Raw genomic sequence first — 15,923 nt, forward strand, 5'->3', positions numbered from 1 at the left:
CCCCAACTGATAGGGATCAAGACGGAGCCTCTTCAAAAAAGGTATGCTGCGATGCAGCAACCATTTTTTAGCTGGAATATCGGTATGGACAAGCACTTTTTGACGCCCCTTTTTTCGCCCCGTTCAATTGCCGTATTTGCCGGCGAGGCGGATGACCCGGCGGCGCAGACCTACCAGGCGCGCGCCTTGCACCAGGCACTGCGGGCGCAGCGCTTTGCCGGCACCCTGACGTTTGTCGATATTCACGCCAGCGGCACGCTGGCCGATCTGGCCGAGGCGCAGGCCGACCTGGCGATCATTGCCCTGCCGCCGGCCGAACTGGCGGCGGCGCTGGAGATGGCCGGGCGCATCAAGTGCCGCGCCGCCCTGGTGATCGCCAGCGGCATAGCGGCAGCGCAGGCCGACGAGCTGCACAAAATCGCGCAACGCGACGGCATTCATTTGCTGGGTCCCAATTGCCTGGGTTTTCAGCGCCCGCATTTGCAGCTCAATGCCAGTATCGCCGGTGCCCTGAGCGCGCCAGGCCCGCTGGGGCTGGTTTCGCAATCGGGGGCCTTGACGGCCTCGATACTGGACTGGGCGCAAAAAAATGGCGTCGGCTTCTCGACCGTGGTGTCGCTCGGTCCCAACGCCTCGGTGGACATGGCCCAGGTGCTCGATTTTCTGGCCACCGATGCGCAGACCCACAGCATCGTCGTCTATCTGGAAGGCATCAGCAATGCGCGCCGCTTCATGAGCGCCCTGCGCGCCGCCGCCAACGCGAAACCGGTGGTGGTGCTCAAGGCCGGTCGCAAGGCCGCCGGCAACCTGGCGGCGCTGACCCACTCGGGCACCATTGTCGGCAGCGACGATGTGTTCGACGCCGCTCTGCGGCGCGCCGGGGCGGTGCGGGTGCGCTCGTTTGTGGCGCTATTCTCGGCCGCCAAATGCCTGGCCTCGCGTTACAAGGCGGTCGGCCGGCGGCTGGCCATCGTGACCAATGGCGGCGGCCCGGGCGTGCTGGCGGCCGACTGGATCAGCGAGATCAATCTGCAACTGGCCTGCCTGACCAGCGAGCAGGCGCAGGCCTTGCAGCCGCAGTTGCCGCCACTGGCGTCGCTTAGCGACCTGATTGATGTCTCGGAGGAGGCCGGTCCGGCGCAGTTCAAGGCGGCGGTCGAAGCGGCAGGCAAGGCGCGCCAGATCGATGGCGTGCTGGTGATTTGTTCGCCCAAAATCGGCACCGACAGCGCGGCCATCGCCAATGTGCTGGTGGATTCAAATCGGCTGCTGGGCAAGCCCTTGTTCACCTGCCTGATGGGCGATGCCACGGTCGGCGACGCCAGGCACGTTTTGAGCGAGGCCGCCATTCCGACCTTTCGCACGCCGGAGGCGGCGGTGGGCGCTTTTGGCAACATCGCCTCGTTCTACCAAAACCAGCAGTTGCTGCAGCAGACACCGCCGCCGATGTCCGATCTGGCCAAGCCCGACGTCGAGGGTGCCCGCATGCTGATCGAGAGCGTGCTGGCCGAACGCCGCAAGGTGCTGACCGAGATGGAGTCCAAGGCCTTGCTGGCGGCATTTCACATTCCGGTCACCCGGACCATTCTGGCGCGCAACGTCAACGAAGCGATCATGATCGCGACCCAGCTGGGTTTTCCGGTGGCGCTCAAGATCGACTCGCCCGACATCAGCCACAAGTCCGACGTGCAGGGGGTGGCGCTCAACGTGGTGAACGCGGTGGGCGTGCGCGATGTTTACGCCGAGATGATGCAGACGGTGGCACGCTTGCAGCCCGAGGCGCGCATCAATGGCGTCACGGTGCAGAACATGTCGAGCCAGAAGCGCGGGCGCGAAGTCTGCATTGGCCTGGTGACCGACGAACCGTTCGGGCCGGTGATCGCGTTCGGCGCCGGCGGCACCATGATCGAACTGATCAATGACCGGGCCATGGAGTTGCCGCCGCTGAACCAGTTTCTGGCACACCGGCTGATCGCCCGGGCCCGCGTCGCCGAGATGCTGGGCGACTGGCGTGGCGCGCCGCCGATCGACATGGAGGCGCTGGAGCAAGTGCTGCTGCGGGTCTCGGAGATGGTGTGCGAGTTGCCGCAGTTGCGCGAGATGGACATCAATCCGATCATCGTCGACGAGACCGGGGCACTGGCGGTGGATGCGCGCATCGTGGTCGATGCCGCGCCGGCCGCCGCGCGCAGTTACAGCCACCTGGCGATCCTGCCTTATCCGTCGCAATACGAGCAGATCTGGCCGCTGCGCGGCGGCGGCGAATACACGGTGCGGCCGGTGCACCCGGACGACGCCAGCATGCTGCAGGAGTTTGTCCGCAATCTGTCGCCCGAGAGCCGCTACTTCCGCTTTGTGTCGAGCATGCAGGAGTTGCCACCCACCTTGCTGGCGCGCTTCACGCTGATCGACTACGACCGCGAAATGGCGCTGGTGGCGGTGTCCCGCGAACTGGGCGTTGGCCCCGATGGCGAGGCCGTGGAGGTCGAGCGCATGCTGGGGGTGTCGCGCTACATCACCAATCCGGACCGTGCCAGCTGCGAGTTCTCGCTGGTGGTGGCGGACGACTACAAGGGTAAGGGCCTGGGCTCGCGCCTGATGCTCTCGATCATGGAGTTCGCGCGCGAAAAAGGCTTGACCCAGATCGAAGGTCTGGTGCTGGCCAACAACCCGACCATGCTCAAGCTGATGCGAGGCCTAGGCTTCGAGGTCAAACCGTTCCCCGAGGATGCCGATTTCAAGCTGGTGACGCAGGCGCTGTAATTTTCCCCACGCATACCCGCGCCCTCTCTGGCGCCGTCGGGCGCCAGAGAGGAGTTCCATTGACTATTTGCCTTTTCAAAAATATATGATTAGAATTCTAATCATGAAAGGTCAAGCCCTCGAACTCATTTCCAGAATCCATCTGGACTGGAAGCGCCGTGTCGCCCGCGGGCTGGCACCCCACGGGATCACGCCAAAGCAGATCTTCCTGCTGCGCAAGCTGAGGGAGTCGGCAACACTGACACCCAGCGAAGTCGCGGTTCTGATCCACGGAGACCGACCAAGTACCAGCTCGATGCTGGACACGCTGGAGCGCTCGGGCTGGATTTGCCGGCAGCGCGATCCGGCCAACGGGAAGCGGGTCATCATCACAATGACGGACGCCGGCCTGGAGAAGCTCGTCTCGGTGCCCGAGCGCCTGTGGCGCAGCGGCAAGGTCGCAGCGGATCCCGAATCCTGCCTGGAGCACGATGAGCGGGAAGAACTCACACGCCTGCTCCAGAAGATGCACCGCGGGATGAATACCCAGCCGCAAGAGCGGTGACGCCATGCTCGCCTGGCTCGCCTACCTGACAGCCTCCGTCGTTTGGGGCTCCACCTTCCTTGCCATCGCCTTTGCCATCGAGACCTTCACGCCATGGGGTCTTTCGGCGGTACGCTTCATTCCGGCGGGCATCCTGGCCCTGCTGATCGGGCGGCTTCGAAAGGAGAGCTTTCCGTCATGGCGAGAGATTCCCCACATCGCCTTGGTGGGCATCACGTTGCTGGGTCTGTGCATGGCCTTGATCGGCTGGGCTGAAGGCCGCGTCAGCAGTGGCCTCGCTGCCACGCTGGGAGCCACCGTTCCTTTGTTCCTGGCGTTGATGGATCCGCGCGGACTCGATGCAAAGGCATGGTGCGGGCTTGGTTTGGGTTTTTTGGGCGTGCTGGTGCTCCTGTGGCCAGCCGAACAAAGTCCGGCCCTTGCCGGCGCAGCGGCGCTTGTCCTTTCGGCTTCGCTTTGGGCGTACGGAACCTTGTACGGAAAACGCCATGCGGGTGACAGCGGGCACTTTTCCCAGATCGGCCTCGAAATGCTGGTGGCCGGTGCGCTTTCCCTGCTTGCGGCCTCCCTCACCGGCGGCATTTCCCACGGCAAGTGGAACCCCCGAAGCCTGCTGGCCGTGGGATACCTGATAACTTTCGGCTCCATCCTGGCGTACTCAGCCTATATCTATCTCTCGAAGGTCTGGCCTTCCGCTAAAGCGGGGACCTATGCCTACTGGAATCCGGTCGTCGGTGTGCTTCTGGGCTGCTGGCTCCGGGGCGAGACCTTACACGCGCGCATGCTCCCTGGTCTTGTCTGCATTCTTCTCGGCGTGGCGCTGGTGCAGATTCCTTGGCCGAAGGCGCTCAGGTCTGGACCAGCGAACCGGGGCGCCACGTACCCCACTGACGAGCCTGGTGTTGGTGCTGGGCGAGGTGTTTGAGCAAGGAGTTCACCATGACCAGAGCCCAATTCAACGATCCCGTGCAACAGGAAATTTGGGCTACGCTGCGTGCCCTCAACGATGCCTGGACCAAGGGCAACCCGGATGACCTGGCCCAGTATTTCCACCGCAACATGGTCGCCATCACAGCCACCGAGCGCAAGCGCATCGATGGCGGCGCGGCCTGCGTGGCGGGCTGGAAAGGCTTTGCCACGTCGACCCGCATTCACCACTGGACGGAAATCGATCCTGTCATCCACGTGTATGGCGACTCGGCGGTGGTGGCCTATGACTTCGACATGTCCTTCGACATGAACGGACGGACCATCCACATGGGCGGGCGCGACATGCTCTTCTTTGTGAAGGAGGCGGGGCGGTGGTGGGTGGTGGCGGATCAGTACTCAGCGTACCCTGGCTGACAATTCAACTCGGATAAGTGCCCGGCAACAGGATCGATTTGTCCACCGTGTTGATGTCGGTGCGCCCGCAAAACGCCATGGTGAGGTCCAGTTCCTTCTGGATGATCTCCAGCGCCTTGGTCACGCCGGCCTGGCCCATGGCGCCCAGGCCGTAGATGTAGGAGCGGCCGATGTAGGTGCCGTGGGCGCCCAGGGCGCGCGCCTTGAGCACGTCCTGGCCGCTGCGGATGCCGCCGTCCATGTGCACCTCGATCTCCTTGCCGACCGCTTGGACGATCGCTGGCAGCGCCTTGATGGAAGACTCGGCACCGTCGAGCTGGCGGCCGCCGTGGTTCGAGACGATCAGCGCGTCGGCGCCGGAGTCGACCGCCAGGCGCGCGTCTTCCACGTCCTGGATGCCTTTCAAGATCAGCTTGCCGCCCCAGCGTTTCTTGATCCACTCGACGTCGTTCCAGTTCAGCGTCGGGTCGAACTGCTTGCCCGACCACTCCGACAGGGAGCCCATGTCCTCGACACCGCCGACGTGGCCCACGATGTTGCCGAAGCCGCGCCGCTTGGTGCCCAGCATGCCCAGGCCCCAGCGCGGCTTGGTCATCATGTTGAGGATGTTGGGCAGCGTCAGCTTGGGCGGCGCGCTCAAACCGTTCTTCAGATCCTTGTGGCGCTGGCCGATGATTTGCAGGTCCAGCGTCAGCACCAGTGCCGAGCAGTGGGCGGCGCGGGCGCGTTCGATCAGGCGTTCCATGAACTGGCGGTCGCGGATCACATAGACCTGGAACCAGAACGGGTGGTTGCCGGTGCCCTGGGCCACGTCTTCGATCGAGCAGATGCTCATGGTCGAGAGCGTGAACGGCACGCCGAACGCCTTGGCGGCACGCGCCGCCAGAATCTCGCCGTCGGCGTGCTGCATGCCGGTCAGGCCGACCGGCGCCAGCGCCACCGGCATCGCCACCGGCTGCCCGATCATGGTGCTGCGCGTGCTGCGGTTGTCCATGTTGATGGCGACGCGCTGGCGCAGCTTGATGTTCTGAAAATCGGACTCGTTGGCACGGTAAGTGGTCTCGGTCCAGGAGCCGGAGTCGGCGTAGTCGTAGAACATGCGCGGTACGCGCTTCTCGGCCAGAACGCGCAGGTCTTCGATGTTGGTGATGACGGTCATGAGAGTTCCTTGATCAGTTGAGGACCGGGTTGGCCGCCGAATCGCCGAAGCACACACCCAGGTCGCGCCCGGTTTGCAGTGTGTCGCTGTCGGGCGGCACCGCCTTCATGCGCCCGGCCACTTCTTCCAGGTTGACATAGTTTACGTTGGGAAAACCGAGCGAGACCATGACGCCCGACAGGCCTTGTTCCAGCGCGCGCACGGCGGCGGCGCCAAAACGCAGGGCGGCCAGCCGGTCGAACGAGGTCGGGCTGCCGCCACGCAACAAATGGCCTAACACCACCACCCGCGCGTCCTTGCCGGTACGCAGCGCCAGATCACGGGCGACGTGTTCGCCGATCCCGCCCAGACGCTCGGCGTGGCCGATCTCGGCCGGCGCCAGCACCGCGCGCTGGCCATGGTGCGGCTGTGCGCCCTCGGCCACCACCACCAGGGAATACTGGCGCCCCTCGGCCTCGCGCTCGCGGATCTTGTTGGCCACCTGGTCCAGATCAAAAGCAATCTCCGGAATCAGGATCGCGTGGGCGCCGCCGGCAATGCCGGCGTGCAGGGCGATCCAGCCGGCATAGCGTCCCATCACCTCCACCACCATCACCCGCTGATGGCTCTCGGCGGTGCTGTGCAGGCGGTCCAGGCACTCGGTGGCAAACGACACCGCGGTGTCGAAACCGAAGGTGGTGAAGGTCTTGTCCAGATCGTTGTCAATGGTCTTGGGCACCCCCACCACGCGCAAGCCCTTGCGGTGCAGCGCGTTGGCAATGGTGAGCGAGCCGTCGCCGCCCACCGCCACCAGCGCGTCTATGCCCTCGCGCTGGAAGTAGTCCACGATTTCGCCGGAGCGATCGGTCTCGCCCAGCGTGCCGTCGGCTCTGGGCACCGGGAAGTGAAACGGGTCGCCTTTGTTGGTGGTGCCCAGCATGGTGCCGCCGAGGTGGGCGATGCCGCGCACTTGATCGCGCGTCAGCAGGGCGACACCGCCCTTGGGGTAGCGCTCGGGTTGCAGGATGCCGTTGTAGCCGTCCCGGATGCCGACACACTCCCAGCCGCGATTGGCCGCCGCCGTCACCGTGGCCCGGATCACCGCGTTGAGACCCGGCGCGTCACCGCCGCCGGTACAGATGGCGATACGTCGAATCGGATTGGCCATGCGAATCTCTCTTGCTGCGCTGAAACCCAAAGGATAAGGCATAAATTCGGCTCGCCTGCGCCGTCGGTCTAGCTGCAGGGGCGGCGGCTCGTGATGCTTGGCCCCAACTGGGCGACTATCCCGCGAGGATTCTCTTGGCTGTTTGTCGGGTGTTTTTCAACACGAACGCCCGCAGGCGCAAAGCCAGCGTTTTGGCACCCGGTGAAAGCGCCTGTTGCACCGAGCCGATGGCCGCCTCGATGGCGCCCGGAATCCGCTTGGCCATGTCTTCGGCAACGCTCAGCGCAAAGGCCGGGCGGATGGCCATCTCCTTCGCCATCTGTTGCACATGCATGCGGCTGATGGCGCCCGGCAAGACTTCGCCGCCGATGGCAAAAGCAAATTCCGGCGACAAACCGGGATAGATGCGGGTGCACATCAGGTCGTAAAACGGGGCCAGCCGCACACCCTGGCCGGGGTCGCGGCAGAGCGACAGGTTTTTCGCGTGGCCGTCGTTGTTTCCGGTGTAGAGGTTGAAGAACAGCCAGCCCAACAAGTGCTTCAGATCGACCGCCGGCGCTGCGCTGTACTTTCGAATCAGTTGCGCGCATTGGATCAGGCCGGGGCCACCCTCTTTTTCGTACTTCCGGTCCGAGGCGATGCTGCTGAGCTGGCACAAGTCGTATTGCAGGAGGCGGCTCAGCCCGCCATCCGGACGCAGCGTCCGGTCAAAGCGTTTGACCACGCAGGCCTGCGTATGGGGTTCGTAAAACACCTCTGCCGTCGGTAGGCCGCATTGGCCAGCGGCGCGCATGACGATGGCCTCGTTGGCCGCCGAGTGCCACACCTTGGCCAGCCGTTTGATGTCGGGCTTGAGGATGTGGGTCGAAGGGGAGGCGCCTTGTGGCAGTTGCGGCTGGCCGTCGGCAAAGAGGGCGATGGCGGCTTTATCCTGCGCGCCGGACAGGGAGATGCGGGCTTGCCGGCCCTGGAGATCGGCAGCCGCGCCGGTGGGCTGGCCGAGGAGCGTGGCCAGTGCCTTCCAACTGGTGGGCCGGTACGACGGCGGCTCGGGTCGCTGACCGGCCGGCAGGATGACAAAGCCACCGGCGGTGTCGCCCGCCACTTCACGCAGCAGGGCAAACAAGGTGGAAGCTTTTTTGCTGCTCGAAATAAAGCGGCGCAATTCGCCTTCGGGCAGCAGGTTCTCGAAAAAAGCCGTTACCGCGGCGCTGTCAAGCGAGCCCGCGGCGAGCGCGATGGCGGCGATTTGCGCCGGCTCCGGGCGGGCCAACCACGGGGCCGAATAGGTGAACGATAAAGGCGTGCTGTCATGGATGGAACCGACCAGCTCATCACCGAAAAAGACATTCAGCATCATCGACCTGCTCCTGCCTTGGGCCGGACCACGACTTCCAGACCCAGCAAGTCCAGCACATCCAGCACTTTTTGCAGTTGTACCGTGGGCTTGCCCTGCTCAAGTTCGACGATGAAGCGGTTGCCGGTGTTGCCGAGTCCGGCCAGCTCAAGCTGCTTGAGCGCAAGCAAGCGCCGGCGCTCCCGCACGATGTCGCCCAGCGTCACGCTGGATCGGACAGTGCTTTCAATGAGAGGATCAAAATTACCGATCGGGATGCTTTCAGGCTTGGAGTGCATGGTTTTCACAAAAATTACCGTTCAGTAATTTTATGGTGAGTCACCAGCGTTTGACAAGGGCAAATTACCTATCGGTAATGTTTCCCATAAATCGCTTCACCGCCGCCACCTTGATCCGTGCATGGGGTGCTTCGCCAAACATCTCCGGTGCGTACATCGCTTCCGTTCGCGAGGGTGGCAGCGAGAACTTGTCCATGTTGTTGAGCCGGGCTCCTCAAAGCCGGTACAAACGTTTTTGCCGAATCCGATCGAAGATCACGGCAATGATCAGCAGCGCGCCCAGCACGACGATTTGCAGGTAGGAGCCGATCTGCGCCAGGTTCATGCCGTTTTGCACCAGGCCGATAAAGATCGCACCCAACACCACGTTTTCCAGGCGTCCGATACCGCCGCGCAGCGAGACGCCGCCGATGACGCAGGCGGCGATCGACTCCAGCGCCATCGAGCCGCCCAGGTTGGCGTCGCCGGACGCCGTTCTGGCCGTCAGCAACAAGCCCGAGACGGCGGCGATCAGGGCGCACAAGACGTAGGCGCTGATGAGCACCGGCTTGACCCGGATACCGGAGAGCAAAGCGGCTTTCGGATTGCTGCCCACCGCATACAGATGGCGACCCCAGGCCGAGTAGTTCAACAGCACGAACATCAACGCCAGAATCAGGAGCGTCACCAAGATGGGCACCGGCACGCCCAGCAGCACGCCAAAGCCGAAAACATCGCCCAGGGCGTCGGGCAGGTTGGACACCGGAACGCCGGCGGTCAGAAACAAGGCGATGCCGAAGCCGATCGACTGCACGCCCAGGGTCATGATGAAAGGCGAGACGCCGAACATGGCGACGCCGGCGCCGTTGACCAGGCCAATCAGCATGGCGGCCGCCAGACCGGCCAGACAGCCCAGCGTGATGACCAGCCCGATGGCATCGGGAAAACTCAGGCTCAAAGCGCCCATGGTCAAGGCCGAGACGACCGACGAGACCGCCACGATGGTGCCCACCGACAGGTCGAAGCCGCCGGAAATCAGCGCCAGCATCTGGCCCAGCGAGACCAGCACCAGGTAGACCGACTGGCGAAACAGGTTGACCAGATTCTCGGCCGTGAGAAAGCGCGACGACATCAGGCTGAAGGCGACGACGGCGATCACCAGCAAAAACGGCATCACGCCCCAATGCAAAAATACCTTCAGCAGCCAGTCGCGCGGCGAAGACCGCTGCGCGGAGCCTGGATTGTTCTCAGGATCGTTTGAACTCATTCTGAATTACCCTGGTTGTCTTGGTGGCTTAGAAAAAATGTTGCAGCACGGCTGCTTCGGAGAGTTGGCTGCGCTCGATTTCAGCGGCGATGCGGCCGGCGCGCATGACGTAGGCGCGGTGCGACAGGTGCAGGATCTCAGGCAGATCGGACGAGATCAGGACCACCGCGGCGCCGCCTTCGCACAACTCCTTGATCAGGTAATAAATGGCGCTGCGGGTGCCGACGTCGACGCCCACCGTCGGCTCGTCAAAAATATAGAGCTTGATGGAGCGCGTCAAACCGCGACCGAACAAGACTTTTTGCTGATTGCCGCCGGACAGCAGCGCTGTCGCGCGGGACATGTTCGACGCATGGATATCGACCCGCCGGCCGATCTCGCGCGTCACCGTCCGCTCGGCCGAGAGCGACAAAAAGCCGGACCGGAAATGGATCGGCCGTTGCGTCAAGGCATTGAGCGAGATGTTGTCGGCGGAGCTGGCCGACAGCATCAAACCCTCTTCGCGGCGATCGGGCGGCAGGTAGAAAACACCGGCATCAAGCATGCGCCGGGGGGTCGGCTTCTTGATGATTTGGCCGTCCAGCTTGACGGTGCCCGATTTCATCGGTTCGATGCCGAACACCATGCGCAGCAAGTCCGATTTGCCGCAGCCGACCAGGCCGGCGACGCCCACCACCTCGCCTTCGCGCGCCAGGAAGTGGTCCACCGCAACGCCGCCGAGACTGCGCATATCGGAGAGTTCCAGGATGGTGCGGCCCGGCTTGGCGGCAATCACGGGATAGATTTTTTCCACCGCGCGTCCGGCCATCATTTCAATCAGTTTGGCCTCGGTGGTGCTGGCGGCGTCCACCACACCAATGTGCTTGCCGTCGCGCAGCACGGTGACGCGGTCCGCCAGGCGCTTGATTTCCTGAATCCGGTGCGTGATGTAAATGATGCCCACGCCTTGCTGCTTCAGGCTGCGCACGGTGGCGAACAACTGCTCGCTCTCGCGCTCGGTCAGGGAGGCCGTCGGCTCGTCCAAGATCAGCACCGACAACTTGGCGCGCAACGCCTTGGCGATCTCCACCATTTGCTGCTCGGCGCGCGACAGCGTGGCGACGACGCGCCGCGGATCGATCTCGAAGTTCAGCCGTTGCAGCAAGGCCTTGGCATGGCGCGACATGGCCGACAACTGCAGCAGGCCAAAGCGCTGGTGCAGGCGCTCTTCGCCCAGGCACAAATTCTGTTCCACCGTGAGGTGCGGCGCCAGCGAAAACTCCTGAAATACCGCGCTGATGCCTTGGCGCCGGGCATCGGCGACGGAGGAGAAGCGCAGTTCCTCGCCGTGCATCCTAAGGGTTCCGCGGTCTTGCGGCTGGGCGCCGGCAATGATGGAAATCAGGGTCGACTTGCCGGCCCCGTTTTCACCGAACAAGGCGTGCACCTCGCCGCCGCGCAGTTCGAAATCGACGCCATCGAGCGCGCGCACGCCAGGGAACTCCTTGGACAGGCCGCTGATGGACAACAAGACATCACTCATCGCGTTGACCTGCGGTTCGAACAAAGTCGCCTCACCCGAACCGCAGGCATCCATCACTTGACTTCAAACAAGGGCTTGAAGGCGGCCGGCGGCAGCACGTCGTCGCGGCGGATTTGCTTCAGGTTGGCTTTGTCGATGGTGACGATCTTGGGCCCCACGTGCTTGATCAAGTCCTTGCCTTCCAGCGCACGCACCGCCTGGTCGACGGCCATGCGGCCCTGGATCACCATGGCGTCGGCGGGCGAGGCCATGATGGTGCCTTTCTCGATGCCGGCGTAGACGTCAGGCGTCAGATAGAACGACACCAGTTGCACCTTGTCCTTGATGTTGCGCGCACGCACGATGCCCTGGCTCACCTCGGCGGTGACGGCCGTGCCGGCGATGTAGCGGATTGCCGGGTTGGACTGCAAGGCGTCTTCCACCAGCTTGGCCTGGGCTTCCTTGCCGGTGTCGCCATACATGGGCGCCATCACCTCCAGCGAGCTACCCTTGACGGCCTCGGTAAAGCCCTTGTTGGCCGCTTCCACCCAGCCCGCGCCAGCCGGTCCGGGGAACCAGGCAACCACCGCCTTGGGGCCACCGGCCGGGTGCTTCTTGGCCAGGTAGGCGCCCGCTTCCTGCCCCATGGTGTAGAAAGAGACCAGTGATTTGGCGGTCAGGTCGGGCGAGTTGATGCCATTGACCAGGTCGACCACCGGGATGTTCTTGGCCTTCAGCGACTTCACCAGATTGACCAGGCCATCGGCCGAAATGCCGCCAATGACGGCCGCCTGACCACCGCCGGCGACGCAATCCTCGATCTGTGAAATTTGCTTGTTCAGATTGGTGTAACCACCGGCTTCCAGCACCTGGGCCGAGACGCCCAGACGCTTGGCCTCCTCAACCACGCCGTAGTCGACACCCAGCCAGTAGGCATCTTTCATGTGCGGAAACGAGACGCACAGTTTCCATTTCTTTGACGCCTTGGGCAGCGGGCTGTAGTTGATGGCTTTCTTGGTGCCCGTGTCGGAGAACGCCGGTTCGGTCTGCTCGGCCGCGTAGGGGTACCAATTGGCCGCGGAGGCCGCGAAGGAAGCGGACAGCAAGACGCCGGCCAGCAGGGTGGGTGCGTGGATTTTTTTCATGAAGTCTCCAAGGATTAAAAGTCAAGGTTGAAAAAACTTCGCACCAGTGCGAAGGAGGGGGAAACATGCGGAACTCATGGCATCAAGGCGGCGCGCAGCGCGGCCAAACGGCGGTTGCGTTCGACGCGTGCACGCAAGGCCTGGGCCATGTCGACGGCGACGAATTGGGTATGGAAATTGGGCTGCAGCTGCGCCACCACGTCCATGTCGGCGCTGATGACGGTGCCTATCATGGCGTAGCCGCCGCCGGAGACGGCGTCGCGGTGCAGGATGATGGGCTCCAGCCCGCCGGGCACCTGAATCGAGCCGATCGGATAGCCGGCATCGACAATGTTGGAGGGGTCGGAGCCGGCGCCGAACGGGCGCTCGCGCGCTTCGAATTCGAGCGGCCGGCCGTGCTTGAAGCGGTAGCCGATGCGGTCCGCTTCCGGGCCGACGCGCCAGCTGTCTTCAAAGAAAGTCTGGCCGGAGGCCTCGGTCAGCCAGTGGAAATACAAGCCCGGGAGCACCCGCACCTGCACCTGCTTGGGCAAGGCCTGCTTCAAATGTTCCGGCAGCCTCCTGCCGACAGGCACAGGCCCTGGCGCCGGCCCCACCGCCAGCACGTCGCCGGCCTGCAGTTTCCTGCCGCAAAAGCCGCCGATGGCACCCAGGGCGTAGGTGGAGCGGCTGCCCAGTACTTCCGGCACGTCGATGCCGCCGGCCACCGCCAGGTAGGCGCGCACGCCGCCTTTGAGAAAGTCGAAACTGAGCACACTGCCGGCCTTGACGCAGACCACCTGGTTGTCGGGTATAGCCACGCCGTCAAGCTTGGCCGGCATGTGGGCGCCGGTCAGCGCGATGCTGGCGTCCTGCGTGAACTCCAGTTTGGGCCCCAGCATGGTCATCTCCAGCGTGGCCGCGTCCTCGGCATTGCCCACCAGCAGGTTGGCGGCGCGGAACGAGTACTGGTCCAGCGCGCCCGAGAGCGGAATACCCAGGTGGTAATAACCGGTGCGGCCGGCATCCTGCACGGTGGTCGCAAGTCCGGGTTGCAATACCTTAATTGCCATACAAAGCCTCCGTTAATTGCTGGTTGTAGGTGATGGGACTTTTCAGGAAGTCCTGCAGCGAAAATTTCACTTCACGGATGCGCAGGTCGAAGCTGCCGTCCTGCACTTGCGCCAGCGCGGCGTCGTACTCGGCGCGGTTCAGGGGTTTGAACTTGACGATGTCCCCGGGGCGGAAAAACACCATGAAGTCCTTCACGTAGGGCAGGCTTTGCTGCGGGTCGAAGATCGGCGCCGGCGTGATGCCGAACATCTGATAGCCGCCGGCACCGCGCACCGAGTAAATGCAGCCGAAGCAGCCGCCGTGACCGATGGTGTGCTTGGGCGTGTCGGTGCGCGGCCTCAGGTATTTGGGAACCTGGATCTGTTTTTCACGCTCGACCATCTGGAACATGAAAGGCAGGCCGGCGACAAAGCCCACCATGGAGACGAACCAGGGCGATGCGGCATGCGCCGCGATGAAGGCATCGACGTCGGCATAGCCGTTGATGCGGGCGCCATATTCGAGATCGGTGGAGGAGGGGTCCTGATGCCGTTCACGAAAGCGCTGCAGGGTCTCGTTGGTCCAGGGGTCGTTGTACAGGACCGGGATTTCGATGATGCGGGTATCGAGTTCCAGGGCGCCGTCGCCCAGCTCGACCTCTATCGATTTCAGGATCTCCAGCAAAGCGTCGGGGGCTATTCTGTCGGGATCGAAACGCACTTGGTAGGCGGCATTGGCCGGGCAGATTTCGGTGACCCCGGCGATTCTGCGCTGCGCAATGGCGTTGGTGATGGACATGCCTTTGAAGAAGGCTTCCAGCGACATGTCGTGGTTGAGTTCCACGAAAATGTGTTCGTCGCCGCCAAACGAATATCTTGCAGGTGGGAGTGGCATGGTGTTCCTTTGAAAAGGCTTGAAAGGGGGTTAGGCAACTGGCTCGGCGAGGGCTTCGGCTGCGGCTGCGGCTGCCAGGGCTTTGGCCGCCGCACGGTCCGCCATCCAGAGCTCCAGGTAGCCGGTGTGAAATTGGCCGGCCTTGACCGCCGGGTCGGCCAGCAACTCCTGGTGCAGCGCAATGGTGCAGTGCACGCCCTCGATGCTGGTTTCGGCCAGGGCGCGCTGCATGCGTTGCAAGGCGGCGGGACGGTCTTCGTCCCAGACCGTCAACTTGGCCAGCAGCGAGTCGTAAAACGGCGGGATGGTGTAGCCGGCGTAGACGTGGGTGTCGACCCGCACGCCGGGTCCGCCGGGCCAGCGCAAGGCGCTCAGCTTGCCGGGGTTCGGCATGAAGTTGCGCTCAGGGTCTTCGGCGTTCAGGCGGCATTCGATGGCCGCGCCCTTGAGCACGATCTGCGCCTGTTGCAGCCGCAAGGGCTGGCCCATCGCAATGCGCAGCATTTCGCGCACCAGATCGACGCCGGTCACCCATTCGCTGACCGGGTGCTCCACCTGGATGCGGGTGTTCATCTCGATGAAGAAGAACTCGCCACTGTCGTCGTCGTACAAAAACTCCAGCGTGCCAGCGCCGCTGTAGCCGACCGCGCTGGCCAGGCGCACGGCGGACGCGCACAAGGCATCGCGTTTGGCTGGCGAGAGGGCCGGTGACGGCGCTTCCTCGACAATTTTTTGCCGCCTTCTTTGCAGCGAGCATTCGCGTTCAAAGCAATGCACCACCCGCTGGCCGTCGCCCAGCACCTGCACCTCGATGTGGCGTGCCTTGGCGATAAAGCGCTCCAGATAAACCGCGCCGTCTCCGAAAGCGGCGCGGGCCTCGGCTTGCGCCAGGGGCAACTGCTGGCGCAGTTCGGCCTCGTTGTAGGCGACCCGAATGCCGCGGCCACCGCCGCCGGCGGACGCCTTGATCATCACCGGATAGCCCACTTCAGCTGCCACGCGGGCCGCCGTTTCCACGTCATCGACGGTACCGGCGCTGCCCGGAACGGTGGGTACGCCGGCGCGGCGCGCGGTCTCGCGCGCCACCGACTTGTTGCCCATGCATTCGATGGTTTCGGCGCTGGGGCCGACAAAGATCAGACCGGCTTGCGTGACCTGACGCGCAAAGGCGGCATTCTCCGACAGGAAGCCATAGCCGGGGTGCAGCATGGTGGCGCCGGTGGACCGTGCCGCCGCCAAAATGGCATCGGCATTGAGGTAGCTTTTGGCCGGATGGGCCGCTCCGATATTGACCACCTGATTGGCCATCTGTGCCACCAGACTGGTGCTGTCGGCGTCGCTCACCACGGCCACGGTTTGCAAGCCGAGTTCTTGTGCCGCGCGGGCAATGCGAACCGCAATTTCACCGCGGTTGGCGATCAGGACTTTGTGCGTCGTTGTCATTGAATTGACTTCGTTGTGAGTTGCTGGGAGGTCCAAGGGCGATCGCTTCCAGCGATTTCCGAGCGGATCT

14 protein-coding genes are annotated in these 15,923 nt (G+C 63.7%); 4 read left to right on the forward strand and 10 right to left on the reverse strand.

Features of this window, described 5'->3' with window-relative positions; translation table 11 throughout:
• The first annotated feature begins 84 nt into the window (after window positions 1-84).
• The 4 genes from PHS32_RS12565 to PHS32_RS12580 all read left to right on the forward strand — a co-directional run bounded on the left by PHS32_RS12565 (window position 85) and on the right by PHS32_RS12580 (window position 4,651).
• Entirely contained in the window at window positions 85-2,763 is a 2,679-nt protein-coding gene (locus PHS32_RS12565; RefSeq protein WP_301079340.1) for a bifunctional acetate--CoA ligase family protein/GNAT family N-acetyltransferase, read from the forward strand.
• 103 nt (window positions 2,764-2,866) lie between these two features.
• Window positions 2,867-3,307 (forward strand): MarR family transcriptional regulator, encoded by a 441-nt coding sequence (locus PHS32_RS12570; RefSeq protein WP_301079341.1) that lies wholly within the window; start codon window positions 2,867-2,869, stop codon window positions 3,305-3,307.
• A gap of 4 nt (window positions 3,308-3,311) precedes the next feature.
• Window positions 3,312-4,232, forward strand: coding sequence for an EamA family transporter (locus tag PHS32_RS12575; RefSeq protein WP_301079342.1), 921 nt, complete (start codon window positions 3,312-3,314; stop codon window positions 4,230-4,232).
• A gap of 14 nt (window positions 4,233-4,246) precedes the next feature.
• The gene (locus tag PHS32_RS12580) at window positions 4,247-4,651 is read left to right on the forward strand and encodes a nuclear transport factor 2 family protein (RefSeq protein ID WP_301079343.1); all 405 of its coding nucleotides are present in this window, start codon (window positions 4,247-4,249) and stop codon (window positions 4,649-4,651) included.
• A gap of 4 nt (window positions 4,652-4,655) precedes the next feature.
• Here the strand turns inward: PHS32_RS12580 and PHS32_RS12585 are convergent, their stop codons facing one another.
• The 10 genes from PHS32_RS12585 to PHS32_RS12630 form a co-directional block, all read right to left on the reverse strand.
• On the reverse strand, window positions 4,656-5,810 hold the full coding sequence (locus tag PHS32_RS12585; RefSeq protein ID WP_301079344.1) for an alpha-hydroxy acid oxidase: 1,155 nt from the start codon (window positions 5,808-5,810) through the stop codon (window positions 4,656-4,658).
• Between the two features lie 13 nt (window positions 5,811-5,823).
• Entirely contained in the window at window positions 5,824-6,999 is a 1,176-nt protein-coding gene (locus tag PHS32_RS12590; RefSeq protein ID WP_301079345.1) for an ATP-dependent 6-phosphofructokinase, read from the reverse strand.
• A gap of 73 nt (window positions 7,000-7,072) precedes the next feature.
• Window positions 7,073-8,317: a type II toxin-antitoxin system HipA family toxin gene (locus PHS32_RS12595; RefSeq protein ID WP_301079346.1), complete on the reverse strand. Its 1,245-nt coding sequence runs from the start codon at window positions 8,315-8,317 to the stop codon at window positions 7,073-7,075.
• Complete coding sequence (locus PHS32_RS12600) at window positions 8,314-8,592, reverse strand: transcriptional regulator (RefSeq protein WP_301079347.1); 279 nt, start codon at window positions 8,590-8,592, stop codon at window positions 8,314-8,316. The genes PHS32_RS12595 and PHS32_RS12600 overlap by 4 nt, the downstream gene beginning before the upstream one ends.
• Before the next feature lie 214 nt (window positions 8,593-8,806).
• Window positions 8,807-9,838, reverse strand: coding sequence for an ABC transporter permease (locus tag PHS32_RS12605; RefSeq protein WP_301079348.1), 1,032 nt, complete (start codon window positions 9,836-9,838; stop codon window positions 8,807-8,809).
• Between the two features lie 28 nt (window positions 9,839-9,866).
• The gene (locus tag PHS32_RS12610; protein WP_301079349.1) at window positions 9,867-11,360 is read right to left on the reverse strand and encodes a sugar ABC transporter ATP-binding protein; all 1,494 of its coding nucleotides are present in this window, start codon (window positions 11,358-11,360) and stop codon (window positions 9,867-9,869) included.
• A gap of 53 nt (window positions 11,361-11,413) precedes the next feature.
• The gene (gene torT, locus PHS32_RS12615) at window positions 11,414-12,484 is read right to left on the reverse strand and encodes a TMAO reductase system periplasmic protein TorT (protein ID WP_301079350.1); all 1,071 of its coding nucleotides are present in this window, start codon (window positions 12,482-12,484) and stop codon (window positions 11,414-11,416) included.
• Between the two features lie 74 nt (window positions 12,485-12,558).
• A complete protein-coding gene (locus tag PHS32_RS12620) occupies window positions 12,559-13,536 on the reverse strand; it encodes a biotin-dependent carboxyltransferase family protein (RefSeq protein WP_301079351.1) in 978 nt (325 codons plus the stop codon).
• Complete coding sequence (locus PHS32_RS12625; protein ID WP_301079352.1) at window positions 13,526-14,410, reverse strand: allophanate hydrolase subunit 1; 885 nt, start codon at window positions 14,408-14,410, stop codon at window positions 13,526-13,528. Before PHS32_RS12625 ends, PHS32_RS12620 begins: the two co-directional genes overlap by 11 nt.
• Before the next feature lie 30 nt (window positions 14,411-14,440).
• Window positions 14,441-15,853, reverse strand: a complete 1,413-nt coding sequence (locus PHS32_RS12630; RefSeq protein WP_301079353.1) for an acetyl-CoA carboxylase biotin carboxylase subunit — start codon at window positions 15,851-15,853, stop codon at window positions 14,441-14,443.
• Window positions 15,854-15,923: the final 70 nt, after the last annotated feature.

The sequence above is a fragment of the Rhodoferax sp. genome, assembly GCF_028714215.1.
Taxonomy (GTDB): domain Bacteria; phylum Pseudomonadota; class Gammaproteobacteria; order Burkholderiales; family Burkholderiaceae_C; genus Rhodoferax.

Coding starts and splice junctions, on each gene's coding strand:
- PHS32_RS12565 (WP_301079340.1), top strand. CDS start 85: ATGGACAAGCACTTTTTGACGCCCCTTTTTTCGCCCCGTTCAATTGCC.
- PHS32_RS12570 (WP_301079341.1), top strand. CDS start 2,867: ATGAAAGGTCAAGCCCTCGAACTCATTTCCAGAATCCATCTGGACTGG.
- PHS32_RS12575 (WP_301079342.1), top strand. CDS start 3,312: ATGCTCGCCTGGCTCGCCTACCTGACAGCCTCCGTCGTTTGGGGCTCC.
- PHS32_RS12580 (WP_301079343.1), top strand. CDS start 4,247: ATGACCAGAGCCCAATTCAACGATCCCGTGCAACAGGAAATTTGGGCT.
- PHS32_RS12585 (WP_301079344.1), bottom strand. CDS start 5,810: ATGACCGTCATCACCAACATCGAAGACCTGCGCGTTCTGGCCGAGAAG.
- PHS32_RS12590 (WP_301079345.1), bottom strand. CDS start 6,999: ATGCCTTATCCTTTGGGTTTCAGCGCAGCAAGAGAGATTCGCATGGCC.
- PHS32_RS12595 (WP_301079346.1), bottom strand. CDS start 8,317: ATGATGCTGAATGTCTTTTTCGGTGATGAGCTGGTCGGTTCCATCCAT.
- PHS32_RS12600 (WP_301079347.1), bottom strand. CDS start 8,592: ATGCACTCCAAGCCTGAAAGCATCCCGATCGGTAATTTTGATCCTCTC.
- PHS32_RS12605 (WP_301079348.1), bottom strand. CDS start 9,838: ATGAGTTCAAACGATCCTGAGAACAATCCAGGCTCCGCGCAGCGGTCT.
- PHS32_RS12610 (WP_301079349.1), bottom strand. CDS start 11,360: ATGAGTGATGTCTTGTTGTCCATCAGCGGCCTGTCCAAGGAGTTCCCT.
- torT (WP_301079350.1), bottom strand. CDS start 12,484: ATGAAAAAAATCCACGCACCCACCCTGCTGGCCGGCGTCTTGCTGTCC.
- PHS32_RS12620 (WP_301079351.1), bottom strand. CDS start 13,536: ATGGCAATTAAGGTATTGCAACCCGGACTTGCGACCACCGTGCAGGAT.
- PHS32_RS12625 (WP_301079352.1), bottom strand. CDS start 14,410: ATGCCACTCCCACCTGCAAGATATTCGTTTGGCGGCGACGAACACATT.
- PHS32_RS12630 (WP_301079353.1), bottom strand. CDS start 15,853: ATGACAACGACGCACAAAGTCCTGATCGCCAACCGCGGTGAAATTGCG.